This window comes from Mesorhizobium sp. M1A.F.Ca.IN.020.04.1.1, assembly GCF_003997315.1.
Taxonomy (GTDB): Bacteria; Pseudomonadota; Alphaproteobacteria; order Rhizobiales; family Rhizobiaceae; genus Mesorhizobium.
In genome coordinates this window covers 1-16,264 of the sequence record NZ_RZSN01000135.1, presented here as the reverse complement: position 1 = coordinate 16,264, position 16,264 = coordinate 1, and the positions used below count along the sequence as shown (strand labels likewise).

Annotated in this window: 16 protein-coding genes; 11 read left to right on the top strand and 5 right to left on the bottom strand. The window is 63.2% G+C overall.

Features of this window, described 5'->3' with window-relative positions:
* On the bottom strand, positions 1-846 hold an 846-nt coding region (locus tag EOA49_RS23180; protein WP_127243368.1), incomplete at its 3' end, for an MFS transporter.
* Between the two features lie 118 nt (positions 847-964).
* Between EOA49_RS23180 and EOA49_RS23175 the strand changes: the two genes are divergently transcribed.
* Together EOA49_RS23175 and EOA49_RS23170 are read left to right on the top strand one after the other, a co-directional pair.
* Complete coding sequence (locus tag EOA49_RS23175; protein ID WP_127215871.1) at positions 965-1,630, top strand: GntR family transcriptional regulator; 666 nt, start codon at positions 965-967, stop codon at positions 1,628-1,630.
* Between the two features lie 114 nt (positions 1,631-1,744).
* On the top strand, positions 1,745-2,716 hold the full coding sequence (locus EOA49_RS23170; RefSeq protein ID WP_067330017.1) for a glycosyl transferase family 90: 972 nt from the start codon (positions 1,745-1,747) through the stop codon (positions 2,714-2,716).
* 39 nt (positions 2,717-2,755) lie between these two features.
* Here the strand turns inward: EOA49_RS23170 and EOA49_RS23165 are convergent, their stop codons facing one another.
* Positions 2,756-3,799: an aldo/keto reductase gene (locus EOA49_RS23165; protein WP_067330020.1), complete on the bottom strand. Its 1,044-nt coding sequence runs from the start codon at positions 3,797-3,799 to the stop codon at positions 2,756-2,758.
* Positions 3,800-4,064: 265 nt separating this feature from the next.
* Here EOA49_RS23165 and ppk2 point away from each other — a divergent pair, with 265 nt between their 5' ends.
* Positions 4,065-4,985, top strand: coding sequence for a polyphosphate kinase 2 (gene ppk2 / locus EOA49_RS23160; protein WP_067330023.1), 921 nt, complete (start codon positions 4,065-4,067; stop codon positions 4,983-4,985).
* Positions 4,986-5,027: 42 nt separating this feature from the next.
* Here the strand turns inward: ppk2 and EOA49_RS23155 are convergent, their stop codons facing one another.
* From EOA49_RS23155 to EOA49_RS23145, 3 genes are all read right to left on the bottom strand, one after another.
* Positions 5,028-5,675, bottom strand: a complete 648-nt coding sequence (locus tag EOA49_RS23155; protein ID WP_067330027.1) for a dihydrofolate reductase family protein — start codon at positions 5,673-5,675, stop codon at positions 5,028-5,030.
* Positions 5,676-5,806: 131 nt separating this feature from the next.
* The gene (hemB, locus tag EOA49_RS23150; RefSeq protein ID WP_127241356.1) at positions 5,807-6,838 is read right to left on the bottom strand and encodes a porphobilinogen synthase; all 1,032 of its coding nucleotides are present in this window, start codon (positions 6,836-6,838) and stop codon (positions 5,807-5,809) included.
* Between the two features lie 179 nt (positions 6,839-7,017).
* The gene (locus EOA49_RS23145) at positions 7,018-7,833 is read right to left on the bottom strand and encodes a DUF2066 domain-containing protein (RefSeq protein ID WP_127241355.1); all 816 of its coding nucleotides are present in this window, start codon (positions 7,831-7,833) and stop codon (positions 7,018-7,020) included.
* 167 nt (positions 7,834-8,000) lie between these two features.
* Between EOA49_RS23145 and EOA49_RS23140 the strand changes: the two genes are divergently transcribed.
* From EOA49_RS23140 to EOA49_RS23105, 8 genes are all read left to right on the top strand, one after another.
* Positions 8,001-9,044, top strand: coding sequence for an enoyl-CoA hydratase/isomerase family protein (locus tag EOA49_RS23140; RefSeq protein WP_067330035.1), 1,044 nt, complete (start codon positions 8,001-8,003; stop codon positions 9,042-9,044).
* Positions 9,041-9,463, top strand: coding sequence for a DUF6163 family protein (locus EOA49_RS23135; RefSeq protein ID WP_067000719.1), 423 nt, complete (start codon positions 9,041-9,043; stop codon positions 9,461-9,463). The genes EOA49_RS23140 and EOA49_RS23135 overlap by 4 nt, the downstream gene beginning before the upstream one ends.
* A 239-nt stretch (positions 9,464-9,702) precedes the next feature.
* Positions 9,703-10,218 (top strand): winged helix DNA-binding protein, encoded by a 516-nt coding sequence (locus tag EOA49_RS23130; RefSeq protein ID WP_067001002.1) that lies wholly within the window; start codon positions 9,703-9,705, stop codon positions 10,216-10,218.
* Between the two features lie 176 nt (positions 10,219-10,394).
* Complete coding sequence (locus EOA49_RS23125) at positions 10,395-10,847, top strand: hypothetical protein (RefSeq protein ID WP_127241354.1); 453 nt, start codon at positions 10,395-10,397, stop codon at positions 10,845-10,847.
* A gap of 336 nt (positions 10,848-11,183) precedes the next feature.
* Positions 11,184-12,437, top strand: a complete 1,254-nt coding sequence (locus EOA49_RS23120; RefSeq protein ID WP_067000724.1) for a L,D-transpeptidase family protein — start codon at positions 11,184-11,186, stop codon at positions 12,435-12,437.
* 139 nt (positions 12,438-12,576) lie between these two features.
* Positions 12,577-14,217: a Na+/H+ antiporter gene (locus EOA49_RS23115; protein WP_127241353.1), complete on the top strand. Its 1,641-nt coding sequence runs from the start codon at positions 12,577-12,579 to the stop codon at positions 14,215-14,217.
* Positions 14,218-14,343: 126 nt separating this feature from the next.
* Entirely contained in the window at positions 14,344-15,657 is a 1,314-nt protein-coding gene (gene glyA, locus EOA49_RS23110) for a serine hydroxymethyltransferase (protein ID WP_067000730.1), read from the top strand.
* Between the two features lie 79 nt (positions 15,658-15,736).
* A partial coding sequence (locus EOA49_RS23105; protein WP_127243369.1) for a hypothetical protein occupies positions 15,737-16,264 on the top strand: 528 nt, incomplete at its 3' end.

Below are 16,264 nucleotides of genomic sequence, written 5' to 3'. Positions count from 1 at the left end.
CTTGCCCAGCCACGACGAGGACAGGATGGTTCCAAGCGCGGCCGCCGACATCACCACGCCCGCGACCATCGTCACCTTGCTCTGGTCCACGACGAGCTGCTGCACATAGACCGTGATGATCGGCTCGATCGACATGGTTGCAAAGGCGAGCAGCAAGCCGGTCGTCAGCATCGCGACGACCGGACGCTTGTCGGGGATCTGTGCCCAGCCGCTCTTCGGCTTTGCCGACGAGACAGGTTTGGGAGCCGGCGGGTTTTCCTTGATCAGGAAAGTCGTGGCCAGAAAAGCGAGAAAGATGACAGCGCCCGACAACAGGAAGGTGGCGCGGATGCCGATCAGCGGCGGCAGCATGCCACCAAGCAGCGGTCCGACCAGCGAGCCGGCCGTGATGCCGGCCGACAGCACGCCGAGCGCCCAGCCGGAGCGCTCCTTTGGCGTCTGCATCGCCACCAATATCGTCGAGCCCGAGGAGTAGCCGCCGGCAAAGCCGATCAGGAGCCTCAGCAACACCAATTGCCAGACGCTTTCGACCATACCGGTCAGCGACATGCAGATCGCCATGCCGAACGAGGCGCGCACCAGCATCAGCTTGCGGCCGTAACGGTCGCCGAGCCGCCCCCACAGAGGGGCGACCAGCGCCGCGGCAAAGAAGGTGGCACCGTAAGCAACTCCTGACCATTGCACGATGGCCGCGTGCCCTTCGGCACCCAGCTGTTCGACATAAAGCGGCAGGAACGGCAACAGCAGCGTCATGGCAATCAGCGTGCTGAACGAGCCGGCGAAGCAGACGGCGAGATTGCCTCGCCAATGGATATTGTAGCCGCTCTGGGTGCTATTTTCTGCCATGTCATGCCTGCTTGGTTATCCGGGATTGCTCCGGATACCATTTTGGGATACCAAATCGGTATCCGTCATGAACCTCAACCCCGCCGCTGTCAATGCGGTGCCGTAGAGCGGAACGACAATGTCGCAAATGCAGAATGTCGAAAGGCAGCTTCGCGAAATGATCCTCGGGCTCGAGATCGGCCCGGGCGAGCGGCTGACCGAGCGTTGGATCGAAAGCCGCTTCGGCGCCTCCCGCACCCCGGTCAGGGCGGCGCTGCTGCGCCTCGAGACCGAAGGGCTGATCGCTCGTGACGGCCGCGGCTGGACGGTGGCGCCGATCAATCTCGCCGAGCTCGGCCAGATCGCCGTCTACCGCGAGGCGGTCGAGGTGGCGGCGGTGCGGTTGACGGCGTCGCTGGAAGATCGCAGCGGGATCGAGGTGATCGCGGCGATGCTCGATTCCTGCGACGCCGGTACGCCGCGCGAGGAATGGCACCGCGTTGGTCTGGATTTTCACATCGAGCTGGCCAGGCTTTCCGGCAATGAATTCCTGCTTAGGGGAGTCCGCGATGCAATGACCAGGCTCTCCCGCGCGCGTTGGCTGGAAGTGCGCGACGAGGCGGCGCTTGGCCGCGCCTGGGCCGAGCACCACGCCATCCTGGCTGCCGTGCGAAAGGGTGACGCCGAAAAGGCGGCACGGCTGCTCTCGGCCCACATCGCCGGCAGCCGCGACCGCCTGGTGACTTCGCTGCATGACGAGCGGCGCGGCCTGCGCGCCAGGGGCTTTGCCGTCGTCGCTGCCTGATCCTCGGCCATCGTCGAATATTAGAACTTCAACAAGTTCGTCAGCTTGGGCGGGCTTGCAAGATGTTCGGCACAATGCTGTAGGAGGCGACGGACATCTTTAAACGACGGACGCATGGCCTCGCCCTTACGCACCGCAGCGCGGGTATTTTATTTCATACGCAACATCACCCGCGATGTGGCGCCGCAGGCTCTCTTTCGCCAACGGCTTGCGCGCCGGCTGGAGCAGGCACGGCTCTCCAGCAAAACGGTCCGTGATCGGGTCAACTACTACAACCGGCTCGACCATAGCTTCGTGCCGAGCGCGGCGGCGGTGCCCGCCAGTCAAATACCCAAGTTCGGGAGCATGTACTATTACGACCTGAAGGAGTTCGCCCGCTACTTCGATCGCCACCTGCTCATCGATCTCGAGTTCGGCGACGTCGTCGACGTTCCGGCGGTGCCATCAATCGTCAAGGATCGCCCGATCCGCAACGACAACGGCAACGCCGTGATCATGAAGCTCGACAAGTTCCGCCATTTCAACATGCCAAAGGACAATCTGTCCTTCGCCGACAAGCGCCCGATGGCGGTCTGGCGCGGTCATTTCAACAATCCGATCCGCAAACGGTTCGTCGATGCCGTGCGCGACCTGCCGTCTTGCGATGCCGGCTCGCCCAAGCCAAGCGCCCCGGAGAACTATCGCAAGCCGTATCTCACGATCGCGCAGCAGCGGCAGTTCCGCTACATCGTCTCGCTCGAAGGCAATGACGTGGCGACGAACCTCAAGTGGATCATGAGCTCGAATTCGCTCTGCCTGATGCCGCCGCCGACCTACGAAACCTGGTTCGCCGAGGCTGAGCTCGAGGCCGATGTTCACTACGTGCCTCTGGCGTCGGATTTTTCGGACGTCGCCGACAAGATCGCCTATTTCGAAAAACACCCGGCGGAAGCCCAACGCATCATAACGGCGGCCAACGCCTATTGCCGCCGGTTCAGCAACGAAAAGGACGAGCGGGCGGTATCGCTGCTCGTCCTCTACAAATATTTCGTGCTCAGCGGCCAGATCGAACCCGACCCGGAGGTCTGGCGTTTTATCGCCGGCTGACCTCCGCGCGTTTTCGGGCGCGGAGCACGGCGCGGATTCTTAGATATCGCTGCGGTCGAGCACCAGGTCGGCGGGGCCGAACCGGTTCTTGGCGGTGAGCTGCTGGTGCCAGTAGGGATAAAGCACCGGCGGGCGGCTGACGTCGTCGAGGCGCAGGCGCTCGTCCAGGGACAGCGTCAGGCTGGCCGCGGCGAGGTTGTCCTTGAGTTGGGCTTCGTTGCGGGCGCCGATCACCAGCGAAGAAACGGCCGGGCGGCCGAGCAGCCAGGCAAGCGCCACCTGTGCCGCCGAAACGCCGCGCGCCTTGCCGATTTCGACCAGAACGTCGACGATCCGCCACAACCTTCCCTCGTCCCGGATCGGCGGTTCGGACCAGCCGCCAAGCTGGCGGGCCGTCGGGCTGTCGCGACGGTATTTGCCCGACAGCAGGCCGCCGGCCAGCGGGCTCCACACCAGCACGCCAAGACCCTGGTCGACCGAGATCGGCAGCAACTCGTACTCCGCCTCGCGCGCTTCCAGCGTGTAGTGGATCTGCTGCGTGACGAAGCGCGGCTGATGATGGCTGTCGCTGATCGAGAGCGCCTTCATCACCTGCCAGCCCGAATAATTGGAACAGCCGACATAACGGATCTTGCCCTGGCTGACCAAAGTGTCGAGCGCAGCGATCGTTTCCTCCAGCGGCGTGACCCCATCCCACTCATGCAGGAAATAGATGTCGATGACGTCGGTCTTGAGCCGCTTCAGGCTCCGCTCGCATTCCCGGATCAGGTGATGGCGCGACAGGCCTTCGTCGTTGGGGCCGTTTCCGATCCGCATGCGCGCCTTGGAGGCGATGAGCACATCGTTCTTGCGCTTGCCGCCGAGCGCCTCGCCGACGATCTCCTCCGACAGGCCGTTCGAATACACGTTGGCGGTGTCGATGAGATTGATGCCGGCATCGATGCAGGTATCGATGATGCGGCTCGCCTCCGAGAGATCGGATTTGCCGACGGCGGCGAACGGGCCCGTCCCGCCGAAGGTCATCGTGCCAAGGGTCAATGTCGAAACCTTCAGGCCGGAACGGCCAAGCGTGCGGTATTCCATGTCAGGTCCTTGCGATTTGTTTTGAAGAGGCGCGCCGTCGCGGGCGCCGGGAAGAGGCGAAAGTATTTGTAGGACAATTCGGGCGGCTTGTCGCCCCGCCATCGATACGGGCCGATCACATATCGGCTGGTCCAGCGTTGCCGGCTCCTGCTCGCAATAAAACCGTCATTGCGCGTCTGTATCTCAGTCGGCTTACGGAGTTGTGTTTCCGGCCGCGGCCGGAGCGCATCTGAGGCGAAAGTGGCTGACAGGCAGGAGCTGCGCAATGAACGAGGTCAAGACGAATTCCGGAGCCAAGGACTGGCTGGAAGCCGAACTCGAGGACACGCTCGACGAGGACTATGAGCTGGAGATTTCCGAGCCCGCGCTCTCGCTCGAGATCGCCAGGATCTACAAGAAGTCGCATCCGCCCTCCATCGAGCGGACGACCTATTTCCGCGAGCTGCTGCGTCTGCAGTCGGAGCTCATCAAGCTGCAGTCCTGGGTTGCCTACCACAAGAAGAAGCTGGTGGTGATCTTCGAGGGACGCGACTCGGCCGGCAAGGGCGGCGTCATCAAGCGCATCACCCAGCGCCTCAATCCGCGCATCTGCCGCGTCGTCGCGCTGCCGGCGCCGACCGAGCGTGAAAGATCGCAATGGTATTTCCAGCGCTACGTGCCGCATCTGCCGGCGGGCGGCGAGATCGTGCTGTTCGACCGCTCCTGGTACAACCGATCGGGCGTCGAGCAGGTGATGGGCTTTGCCAATGCGGATCAGGTCGAAGAGTTTTTCCGCGACGTGCCGGAATTCGAACGCATGCTGGTGCGCTCCGGCATCACGCTGGTGAAATACTGGTTCTCGATTACCGACGAGGAGCAGCAGATGCGCTTTTTGATGCGCATCCACGATCCGATGAAGCAGTGGAAGCTGTCGCCGATGGACCTGCAGTCGCGCGTGCGCTGGGAACAATACACCAAAGCCAAGGAAGAGACCTTCGCCCGTACCAACATCAAGGAAGCGCCGTGGTTCATTGTCGAAGGCAACGACAAGAAGCGGGCCCGACTGAACTGCATCGATCACCTGCTGCAGCAAATGCCTTACGAAGACGTGCCGCATGAGGAGATCACGCTGCCGGAGCGCGTCTTCAACCCGGCCTACGAGCGCCAGGTGCTGCCGCGCGAGCTTTATGTGCCGTCGAAGTATTGAGCACTTCCCCATCTCCCACAGAGGGAGAAGGGGGAGCCTAGCTTACGCGCGCCCGATCATCACATGCGTCGCGTCGGCGGTCGCGACCTGGCTGGTGCAGCGGTAGCCGAGCTTCGGCATGTCCAGCCCGGCGAAAAGATGCTCGCCGGAGCCGAGCAGGATCGGCGAGATCGCGAGATGCATCTCGTCGATCAGGCTTTCCTTCAGATATTGCCGGATCGTGGCGACGCCGCCGCCGACCCGCACATCCTTGTCCTTGGCGGCCGTCTTCGCCTGTTCGAGCGCCGAATGGATGCCGTCGGTGACGAAGTAAAACGTCGTGCCGCCTTCCATTAAGATCGGCGCCCGCTTGTGATGGGTGAGCACGAAGACCGGCACGTGATAGGGCGGGTTGTCGCCCCACCAGCCTTTCCAGCTCTCGTCCGGCCATTCGCCGCGGACCGGCCCGAACATGTTGCGGCCAAGGATCCAGGCGCCGACATTCTCAAAACTGCGCGCGGCGAAGCTGTCGTCGCTGCCGGTGGTGCCGCCGTCTTTGCCGATCACCATCTCACGAAAGGTGCGCGTGCCGATCATCCATTTATGCAGTCCTTCGCCGCCGACGCCGAGCGGGCTTTCGAGAGTCTGATCGGGGCCGGCGCCGTAACCGTCCAGCGACAGGGTGAAAGCGTTGACGCGCAGCTTTGACATGATCGCCTGAACTAGTTGCATTTTGCAAGCAGTCATGGAGTAGCTTAACTGATTGCATTATGCAAGCGGAATTTTCCGGCGAGCGATCAACTCGTCGGGCGGCGCCCAGGTGACGCGGCGAGGGCCTGGGCCTAGCCCCTCAGCATCTCCGCAACGGTCGGCGCGAAATAGGTGAGGACACCGTCGCAGCCGGCTCGCTTGAGCGCGAGAAGCGATTCCAGCATCGCCTTTTCGCCGTCGATCCAGCCATTGGCGCTGGCCGCCTTGATCATCGAATATTCGCCCGACACCTGGTAGGCGAAGGTCGGCATCTGAAACTCGTCCTTCAGCCGGCGGATGATGTCGAGATAGGGCAGCCCAGGCTTCACCATCAGCATGTCGGCGCCTTCGGCCAGATCCTGCTCGGCCTCGCGCACGGCTTCATCGGAATTCGCGTGGTCGATATAATAGGTCTTCTTGTCGCCCTTGAGCAGGCCGGCGGTGCCGACTGCCTCGCGATAGGGGCCGTAGAAGGCCGAGGCGAATTTCGTCGCATAGGACATGATCGCCACGTCCTGGAAGCCGTTGGCGTCCAGCGCGTCGCGGATCGCGCCGATGCGGCCGTCCATCATGTCGGACGGCGCGATGATGTCCGCGCCGGCGGCTGCCTGGATGACGGCCGCGGCCGTGACCTGCTCGACGGTTTCGTCATTGACGATGATGCCGTCGCGCACGATGCCGTCATGGCCATGGCTGGTGAATGGATCGAGTGCCGCGTCGGTAATGATGCCGATCTCCGGCACCGCGTCCTTGATGGCGCGGGTGGCCCGGTTGATGACATTGTCGGGATCGAGGATATGCGAGCCCGTCTGGTCGCGCAGCGAAAGCTCGATGTTGGGGAAAGTCGCGATCGCCGGGATGCCGAGCTTGGCGGCGCGCTCCGCTTCCTTCACCGCGAGGTCGACCGACAGGCGGTAGACGTCCGGCATGGCGGCGATCGGCTCGCGCACATTTTTGCCGTCGACGACGAAGATCGGCCAGATCAGATCGTTCACCGAGAGCTGGTTTTCCTGCACCAGCCGGCGCGACCAGTCGGCCTTGCGCATGCGCCGCAGCCTGCGGCTGCCTGTGATCTCGTCGACGCTGCGGGCGCCGGCAGGCTTTGCGGGGGTAAACTTGTTCATCGCCAGAACTCTGTTGTCGTCCCGGCTTTTACCATGCGCCCCTGCCGCTGACCAATGCGACACGATTGTGCCAGTTGCTTCCGCGAAGAACGAGGAGAGGGGATCGCCGGCGCTGGAGCACTTCCCTTCTCCCTTGACGGGGAGAAGGTGCCGGCAGGCGGATGAAGGGCAGCCGACGTTTACGGCTGTCCATTCCCCGACAGAATCTGTGCCGCGCCCTTCACAGCCACGCGAAAAGCCTCGTCGAAGCTGACGCCGCGCACCTGCCATTGATAGGTCTTGCCGTCTTCGGCCAGCCGCCAGTCGGCGATCCAGCCCAATTCCTTGTCGTTCCACACGATGCTGCCGGCGAGCGCCCGGTCGGCACCCGCCTGCCGGGCGAGCTGGTCGAGCTTTGCCATATCGGCAGTGCGCAGCGCCTTGTCGTCGAGGCCGGCGAGCTGGTCAGCCTTTGGAAAGCTGACATACACCGAGAGCGGCGCCGTCGCGTTGGCAAAGGATTCGCGCATTGACTGGCCGCGATCCTCGTCGGCCGTCAGCACGAAATGTTGCGCCCCTTGCTCGGCCGTTATGAAGACGGCAATCAGCGGCCGCTCGCCGTGCCATGGCTTGCTGCCGAGCTGCGCCAGGAGCTTGTCGACGACTGTGGGCTTGTAGAGGCAGGTGAGATCGTGCGGCCGGTCATGCGTGCCTTGCTCGTCATGGATCGGAACGCCTTCCAGCCGGTCGCGGTAGCGGAAGGATTGGACAAAGTCGGCCGCCTTATTGCGCAGCGCCAGCATCTCCGGCTTCTGCGTCAGCCGCTGATCGCCTGAAACCTTGACCAGCACCTTGTCCAGACAATCCTTGAAGCCGATCTCGCGATTAGCCTCGCCGGTGCCGGTGACGATCGTCTGCGCCAGGTAGAGTTCGGAGGCTGCCTCGGCGGCGGCCGGCGCAACTCCCAGAAAGAGGAGACCTGCCAATCCAGCAACGAGACGAGAAACCCCAGCCATGTCGATTAGCTCGAAATCTGTCGCGCCGCCTACGCGCGACACTTTGCCGGTTACCTAACACCGGAAGCGGCTGGCCGCCAGCGCGGCGTTGCCGCCATTGACGCATCCTTATGCCGCCTTTAGCACTTCAATCCCCCTGGAAGGGCGGAGAGGAGGATTCTCTGGCGATGGATTTTGGCGGAGGCGACGAGATTCGCTTCGAGCGTCTCGGCAAGGCGGGCGTCGTCACACTGACGCGGCCGCAGGCGCTCAATGCCGTCACCCATCGCATGGTCAAGGCGCTTGGCAAGGCGCTTGACGCCTGGGAGGGCGATGCCGGCGTCGCCGTCGTCGTCGTCAAGGCTGAGGGCAGGGCGTTTTCCGCCGGTGGCGATATTCTGCACATTTACGAGGCGGGCCGCGCCGGCAAGCCGCCGGTCGACTTCTTCGCCGACGAGTATCGTCTCAATGCCCGCATCGCCCGCTTCAGGAAACCCTATGTCGCGCTGATCGACGGCATCGTCATGGGCGGCGGGGTCGGCATTTCCTTCCACGGCTCGCACCGCGTGCTGACCGAGAACGCGCAATTCGCCATGCCGGAAGTCGGCATCGGCTTCTTCCCCGATGTTGGCGCCAGCCATTTGCTGCCCGATCTCGGCGGCAGCTTCGGCATGTATCTGGGGCTGACGGGAAACCGCATCCGCTATGGTGATGCCCTGTGGTCGGGCCTCGCCACCCACACGATCAAGGCCGAGGACCAGGCGGGGCTTCTTGACGAGCTGGCGACAAGCGGCGACGCGAACGCGGAGTTGCGCGATTTCTTCACACCCGCAAGACGCGAGACCGAGCGGCAGGATCTGGAATCGATCGCCCGCCATTTTTCGCAACCCTCGCTCGCCGCTATCGTCGCCAGCCTGGAACGAGCATCCGCCACCGACGCTTTCGCCGCCAAGACGCTGGCGACGATCAGGACGCGTTCGCCGACCAGCCTCAACGTCGCCTGGCGCGAGATCAGCGCCGGGTCGACGCTGTCGATGGACGAGTGCATGAAGATGGAGTTCCGCATCCTCAACCGCATGCTGGCCGGCCACGACTTTTATGAAGGCATCCGCGCCGCCATCATCGACAAGGGTTCGAAGCCGGAATGGCGGCCCGCCAGCCTCGATGCGGTGAGCGCGGCCGATGTCGACGCGTATTTCGCGCCGCTCGGGGCCGGGGAGCTGGAGCTGTGAGCGAGGTCACCTCCAGGCGCGTGGTGCTGCAGCCCTCGACCACCGAGATCATCTTCGCTTGGTTCCAGCGGGTCATTGCCGGCTACTGCCTGCTGTTCGGTGTCCTCTACTGGGTCCGGCTGATCGGCATCTATCCGGGCGAGCTCTGGCGCTTCGACCTGATGCCGGTGCACTGGCAGGTGGCCGCGGCCACGCTTGCCGTTTTCTTTCCTTTCGCCGCCGCGGGCCTTTGGATGCTTGCCTCCTGGGGGCCGGTGATCTGGTTCATCTGCGCGGCGACCGAGACCGTCATGTATGCCGGCTTTCCCAATCTCTTCGGCCATCGGATCCTGATCGTCGTCTCACATGCCTGCGTGGCGCTGCTCTACATCGTCTTCCGCGTGGTCATCTGGCTGCAGAAGCGCCAGCTCAGGCAATAGCTTGCCGGGCGGCGTCAGGAACCTAGATACGAGGTCGGCGACTGCCCCAAAACCCTTGGCTAAATCTTTAGGTTAATTGTTCTTGCTCGCATGACCGTTCGTTAAGCCTCTTTCGAAACCTCTTACCGGTAAGCTCTTGTTAGCCCTGGCGTTTAAGTCGAATTTTATGAGTATTCGATAGTGTCGCGATCAAGGTGAAGAACAAAAAATCACCGGGCGACAAACGAGAGGCAAAGACAATGATCAATTCGCGTCCGGCGGCGAAGACCGCCAACGTTTCCGACGATCGCCGCGAGGCGATCCGTTCGCTGTACATGGAATCGCTGCAGCTGGTGGAGCGTCTGCATCGCCGTCTGCTTGACGTGATCAAGGACGAGTTCGACCGCAACGGCCGCTCCGACATCAACGCCATCCAGGCGCTGCTGCTCTTCAATATCGGCAATTCGGAGCTGACCGCCGGCGAGCTGCGCTCGCGCGGTTATTATCTCGGCTCGAACGTCTCCTACAATCTGAAGAAGCTGGTCGACCTCGGCTTCATCAACCACCAGCGCTCGCGCATCGACCGCCGCTCGGTCCGCGTCTCGCTGACGCCGAAGGGCAACGAGGTGGCCGAGGTCGTCGCCGGCCTTTACGAGCGCCATGTCGGCTCGATCGAGGCCGTGGGCGGCATCAACACCGACGAGTTCAAGCAGATGAACCGCGCGCTCCAGCGTCTGGATCGCTTCTGGAACGACACGATCGCTTACCGGATGTAAGCGGATTCGAAATCTGAGACGATCGAAGTCGCGCCGAAGAAGCGCGGCCGGAGGAAGCAATCAGGGCCGGTGCCGACAGGTGCCGGTTCTTTTCTTTTGCGAAAGCGCGCTGCAGCAGGGCGCTTGACCGCCGAGCAGCGCGCGTGGAAGCTCTGCAGGCAAAAGAGGAGGGCCTCATGCGTCATATCCTGCTTGCGATTTGCGCTGTGATCCTTGTTTCACCGGCCGCTGCCCGGACTCTCGGTTATGGCTCCAAGGCCGGAATGGAGGTTACGGTCGTCAAGAAATCCGGCATCAACACCTCGCATGCCAGCATCCTGACCAAACATACGAGGCAGAACGCCATCGGTTACTGCCGCGACTATGTCGGTAAGGTGACCGAGGATTGCATCGCTAAGGAAATGAAAACGCCCTTGCATCTGGAGGTCACAGCGGACTGCAAGAGCGGAAAATTCACCACCTTTTACGGCGCCAACATGCTGTTTCAGGGGCGCAGCCCCGCCGGAAGCGAGACGGATTATCAGATCACCGACACCGACGAGAACGTGGTGCTCGATGGCTCGGGGGCCGCGGGCTACGACTACACGCTGGAGCAGTTCAAAGCCCTCTGCCCGAACCGGGTGAAATAGGGGCAAACCGAGGATGACGGCGGGCATCTGGTGAACCCGCCGCTATCGGCGATGCCAAAATGCCTCGGTCCCATTTTTTGATCATCTTGCCGGATGCAAATCGCGGGCCAAGGTCACGTTGCCGCCATAATCGCAGTGAAAGCGAGAATGCGGGTGATGCTGCGGGCCGAGGCCCTGCGCTTCCTGGAGCAGGTGTCGTGGTCCTATGTTTTCACGCCCCTGCTGACGCAAGTCATGGTTGGCTAATTGTTAAGATTGCCGACCCTAGAGTGCGGGCAACCCGCCAGTAGAGCGAACTGAGCGAGATTAGATATAGCTAAAATGTCTGGAACATCCATGAGAACCAGCCGCCGTTTCTTCCTGACCGGAGCCTCTGCGCTCGCCGCCGCCGTCGTCGCCGGCCATGCCAGCGCGCAGGATGTGATCGGCGACATTCTGAAATCCTCGACCCGCGGTAATTGGGACGACCAGTTCGACGCCCGTGCAAGCGAGACCGGCAAGGTTGCCTCGACGCTGCCGATCTTCAGCCTGCAGACCGTAGCCTTCACCGAGCAGGCGGTGGCGCAGTACCAGGGCATTGTCGGCCAGGGCGGCTGGGAGCAGGTTCCGGCAACCAAGAAATTGCAGCTCGGCGTCGACGATCCGGATGTCGTGCCGCTGCGCAAGCGGCTGATGGTCTCGGGCGACCTGTCGCAGAGCGCCGGCATTTCGACGGCGTTCGATTCCTATGTCGACTCGGCGGTCAAGCGCTTCCAGCTCCGTCACGGCTTGCCGGCCGACGGCTCCATGGGCAAATACACTTATTCGGCGATGAACGTGCCGGCGCCGATCCGGCTTGGCCAGCTGCAGACCAATCTGCAGCGGCTGCGCGAGAAGGCGGGCACGCTCGGCGACCGCTATGTGCTGGTCGATATTCCGGCCGCGCAGGTGGAAGCCGTCGAAAACGACCGCGTCGTGCTGCGCCACACCGCGATCGTCGGCAAGATCGACCGCCAGACGCCGATCGTGAATTCCAAGATCAACGAGATCATCGTCAATCCTTACTGGAACGCGCCGGTCTCGATCGTGCGCAAGGACATCATTCCGCTGATGCGGAAGGACCCGAACTACCTCAAGGACAGCCACATCCGGCTGTTCGCGCCTGACGGAAGCGAGGTCGATCCGATGACCGTCGACTGGTCGACGGACGATGCCGCCAAGTACCGCTTCCGCCAGGATCCCGGCGCCGGCAACGCCATGGCCTCGGTCAAGATCAACTTCCCGAGCCCGGACGGCGTCTACATGCACGACACGCCGCAGCAGAGCCTGTTCGGCAAGCTGATGCGCTTCGACTCTTCCGGCTGCGTGCGCGTCCAGAATGTGCGCGACCTCGTCACCTGGATCCTGCGTGATACGCCCGGCTGGGATCGCCAGCATTTCGAGGCGGCGATCAAGACTGGCGAGAATACGCCGGTTCAGGTGGTCAACCCGGTGCCGGTCCACTTCCTGTATCTGTCGGCATGGTCGACCGGACCCGGCGTCGTGCAGTTCCGCGACGACATTTACGGCCTCGACGGCAACAGCGAGCTGCAGATTACTTCTGCTCTGTAACCGATTGATATAAATTAAGAAAAGGCCGCTCTTGGAGCGGCTTTTTTGTTTGCATGTCCCCAAACAGTGCGCAGCGGTTTTGGCAGAGCGACATGCGTCGAAAAGTGAGACTTAAAACGCGAGCAGCTGGAATAGCATCATGGACGTCGCCGTCTTCATTCTCGTCGTGCTTGCTTTCGTGGCGCTTTCCGGCGCTCTCGTGCGGCTGGTGCGGGTGCCGCTCCCCGTGCTGCAGATTGTGATCGGCGCCGCGCTTGCCTGGCCGGCCAAGGGACTGCATGTCGAGATCGATCCGGAACTCTTCCTGCTGGTGTTCATTCCGCCGCTTCTGTTCGGCGATGCCTTCGCGGCGCCGAAACGGGAGCTGATCGAGCTGCGCCGGCCGATCCTCGATCTCGCCGTCGGGCTTGTCTTCTTCACCATCGTCGGCTTCGGGTATGCTCTGCACTGGCTGGTGCCAAGCATCCCGCTGGCGGTTGCGTTCGCTTTGGCCGCCGTGCTGTCACCGACCGATGCCGTTGCCGTGTCCTCGATCGTCGACCGCAATGTCGTTCCGGCTCGGCTGATGCACATATTGGAAGGCGAATCCCTGCTCAATGATGCCTCCGGCCTGGTCATGTTCCGCTTTGCCGTTGCGGCGGCGCTGACCGGCAGCTTTTCGTTCGCTGCCGCCTCGTTGAGCTTTCTTTACGCCGTGGCGGCCGGCATCCTCGCGGGCATTGCGGCGTTGTTCGTCGCCGCCAAGGCGCTGCAGGTGCTTGGCCGCATCGGCGGCACGCCGGCGGGGGCGCAGGTGCTGGTGATGGTTCTGCTGCCCTTCGTCGCCTATCTCATTGCCGAGCATGTCGGCGCTTCCGGCATTCTGGCCGCGGTCACCGCCGGCCTGGTTACGGGCACCTCCGGCATTTTCCGCCATCTCTCGGTTTCGGCGCGGATTCAGGCGATGTCGCTATGGTCGATGCTGACCTTCGTCTTCAACGGCGCTCTCTTCATCCTGCTCGGCCTGCAGCTTCCTGACATCATCCGCAGGGTCCCGCCGGAGCTCACCAGCCGGCACTGGCTGTTCGAGCCGGTGCTGACCGTGCTCATTTTGACGCTCTGCGTGATCGGCCTGCGCTTCCTCTGGATCTGGATCGGCGACATGGCATCGATGATCGCCGCGCGGCTCGGCAAGCGCAAGGCAGAGCCCTTTGGTTTCCGCGTCAGGCTTGCCGGATCGGTGGCCGGCGTGCGCGGCGCGATCACGCTTGCCGGCATCCTGTCGCTGCCGCTTGCGCTGCAGGATGGCTCGCCCTTTCCAGCGCGAGACGTGGTAATCTTCCTCGCCGCCGGCGTCATCATCTGCTCGCTGGTCATCGCCAGCCTTGCTTTGCCGAGGATCGCCCGCGGGCTGGTCGAGCCAGGCGAGGATCCGGGTGCGGCCGAGGAGCGGCGGGCGCGTGCGGGCGCTGCCAAGGCCGCCATCGCCAAGATCGAGAGCCTCGCCAGCGAGGGCGGCGAAGGCGAGGCGGCCGAGGCCCGGCTCGCGGTCGCCGACAGCATCGTTGCCGGCTACCGGCGCCGCATCGCGGCTTCCGACGAGGCCGAAGAGGCGCGCGCCGAGGCGCGCGAATCCGGGCGGCTGGAGCTTGAGCTCAGGCACGCCGGCATAGAGGCGGAGCGCGCCGCCGTGCGCGCCATGTTCCGCACCCGCCAGATCAACGACCACACGATGCGGGCGCTGCTTTCCGAGATCACTTTGACAGAAGCGCTGCTCAAAAGCCGGCGCGACCGGAAATAGTGTTCAGCCGATTTGCTTGGCGCAATCCGGCCAGCAAATTTCGCGCCGCAAACGTGGCGGGCTCCAAACAACTGTGTTAATGGCGCGGCGACCTCGCAGACCTCCGGCCCCAAGGGAAAGCAAGCCATGTCAAATGCCGCGGCAGCCTCCAACAAATTCGAATCCTTCTTCGAGACCACGCTTGCCGACGCCGATCCGGAAATTTTCGGCGCCATCCGCAACGAGCTTGGCCGCCAGCGCCATGAGATCGAACTGATCGCCTCGGAAAACATCGTGTCCCGCGCCGTGCTCGAGGCGCAGGGGTCGATCATGACCAACAAATATGCCGAGGGTTATCCGGGCAAGCGCTATTACGGCGGCTGCCAGTTCGTCGACGTGGCCGAGGAACTGGCCATCGAGCGCGCCAAGAAGCTTTTCGGCTGCAACTTCGCCAATGTCCAGCCGAACTCGGGCAGCCAGATGAACCAGGCCGTCTTCCTGGCGCTTCTGCAGCCCGGCGACACGTTCATGGGCCTCGATTTGAACTCCGGCGGCCATCTCACGCATGGCTCGCCGGTCAACATGAGCGGCAAATGGTTCAAGGTCGTTTCCTACGGGGTGCGCAAGGACGACCACCTGCTCGATATGGACGCGATCGAGAAGACCGCGCATGAGACGAAGCCGAAGCTGATCCTGGCCGGCGGCACGGCCTATTCGCGCATCTGGGACTGGAAGCGTTTCCGCGAGATTGCCGATTCGATCGGCGCCTATCTGATGGTCGACATGGCGCATATCGCCGGGCTAGTCGCCGGCGGTATGCACCCGTCGCCGCTGCCTTATGCGCATGTCGTGACCACGACGACGCACAAGTCGCTGCGCGGGCCCCGCGGCGGCATGATCCTGTGCAACGACGAGGAGATCGCCAAGAAGATGAACTCGGCGGTTTTCCCAGGCCTCCAGGGCGGCCCGCTGATGCATGTCGTCGCGGCCAAGGCGGTGGCGCTCGGCGAGGCGCTGAAGCCGAGCTTCAAAGCCTATGCCGAGAGCATCGTCGCCAACGCCAAGGCGCTGGCTTCGAGCCTGCAGGAAACCGGCCTCGACATCGTGTCGGGCGGCACCGACAACCATCTGATGCTGGTCGACCTGCGCCCGAAAAACGCCACCGGCAAGCGCGCCGAGGCGGCTCTCGGCCGCGCCAACATCACCTGCAACAAGAACGGCATCCCCTTCGACCCCGAAAAGCCGTTCGTCACCTCCGGCGTTCGCCTCGGCACACCGGCCGGCACCACGCGCGGCTTCGGCCAGGCCGAGTTCCGCGAGATCGGCAAGCTGATCGCCGAGGTGCTGGACGGGCTGAAGGCGGCGAATTCCGACGAGGGCAATGCGGCAGTCGAGGCTGCGGTCAAGGCCAAAGTCACGGCGTTGACGGATCGCTTCCCGCTCTATCCTTATCTCGGTTGACCGGAAGCCGCGCGTCATCTTTTATCCGCCGGCAGTGCGCCGTCCTGATTGGGCGGCGTCGCGAACTGGAGACTTGATGATGCGCATTTTCCATCTTGCCGCCTTGGCCCTGGTCGGCTCGCTGGCCGGTTTCGCCGTGTCCGGCGCGGCCGGGCAGGAGCAGGCGCAGCCAGAACCGGCCACAAACACCTTCGGCAGATGGACCACGATCATCGACACGCTCGACACCGGGCAGGATGCACACAAGACCTGCGCGGCCTCCGCAGCTTTCGTCGACGGCATCGGCAATGCTGGCACGCTAACGCTGTCGATCTCGACCGGCGACGCGCTGCCGCCGGATGCCTATCCCGCCATCATGATCGCCGTCGACAACAAGGACCTGCCGACCGGCAAGGACATCGCGGCGACCTTCGGCGACCCCGGCATCAAGGTTTCCGCGAAAGTCTATTCGAATGCCGTCGGCGGTCGTCCCAGCTGGACGGTCGACAACCAGGCGAAGACAAGTCTCGCTCTGCTGCGCGCCATGCGCAAAGTCACCTCGCTCGATGTTGTTTTTGGCAAGCAGACCGTCGCCAGCATTCCGATGGACGGCTTCACCAAGGCCTAC

Coding starts and splice junctions, on each gene's coding strand:
- ppk2 (WP_067330023.1), top strand. CDS start 4,065: ATGAACGAGGTCAAGACGAATTCCGGAGCCAAGGACTGGCTGGAAGCC.
- EOA49_RS23140 (WP_067330035.1), top strand. CDS start 8,001: ATGGATTTTGGCGGAGGCGACGAGATTCGCTTCGAGCGTCTCGGCAAG.
- EOA49_RS23130 (WP_067001002.1), top strand. CDS start 9,703: ATGATCAATTCGCGTCCGGCGGCGAAGACCGCCAACGTTTCCGACGAT.
- EOA49_RS23155 (WP_067330027.1), bottom strand. CDS start 5,675: ATGTCAAAGCTGCGCGTCAACGCTTTCACCCTGTCGCTGGACGGTTAC.
- EOA49_RS23165 (WP_067330020.1), bottom strand. CDS start 3,799: ATGGAATACCGCACGCTTGGCCGTTCCGGCCTGAAGGTTTCGACATTG.
- EOA49_RS23170 (WP_067330017.1), top strand. CDS start 1,745: ATGGCCTCGCCCTTACGCACCGCAGCGCGGGTATTTTATTTCATACGC.
- EOA49_RS23175 (WP_127215871.1), top strand. CDS start 965: ATGTCGCAAATGCAGAATGTCGAAAGGCAGCTTCGCGAAATGATCCTC.
- EOA49_RS23115 (WP_127241353.1), top strand. CDS start 12,577: ATGGACGTCGCCGTCTTCATTCTCGTCGTGCTTGCTTTCGTGGCGCTT.
- EOA49_RS23145 (WP_127241355.1), bottom strand. CDS start 7,833: ATGGCTGGGGTTTCTCGTCTCGTTGCTGGATTGGCAGGTCTCCTCTTT.
- glyA (WP_067000730.1), top strand. CDS start 14,344: ATGTCAAATGCCGCGGCAGCCTCCAACAAATTCGAATCCTTCTTCGAG.
- EOA49_RS23120 (WP_067000724.1), top strand. CDS start 11,184: ATGAGAACCAGCCGCCGTTTCTTCCTGACCGGAGCCTCTGCGCTCGCC.
- EOA49_RS23125 (WP_127241354.1), top strand. CDS start 10,395: ATGCGTCATATCCTGCTTGCGATTTGCGCTGTGATCCTTGTTTCACCG.
- hemB (WP_127241356.1), bottom strand. CDS start 6,838: ATGAACAAGTTTACCCCCGCAAAGCCTGCCGGCGCCCGCAGCGTCGAC.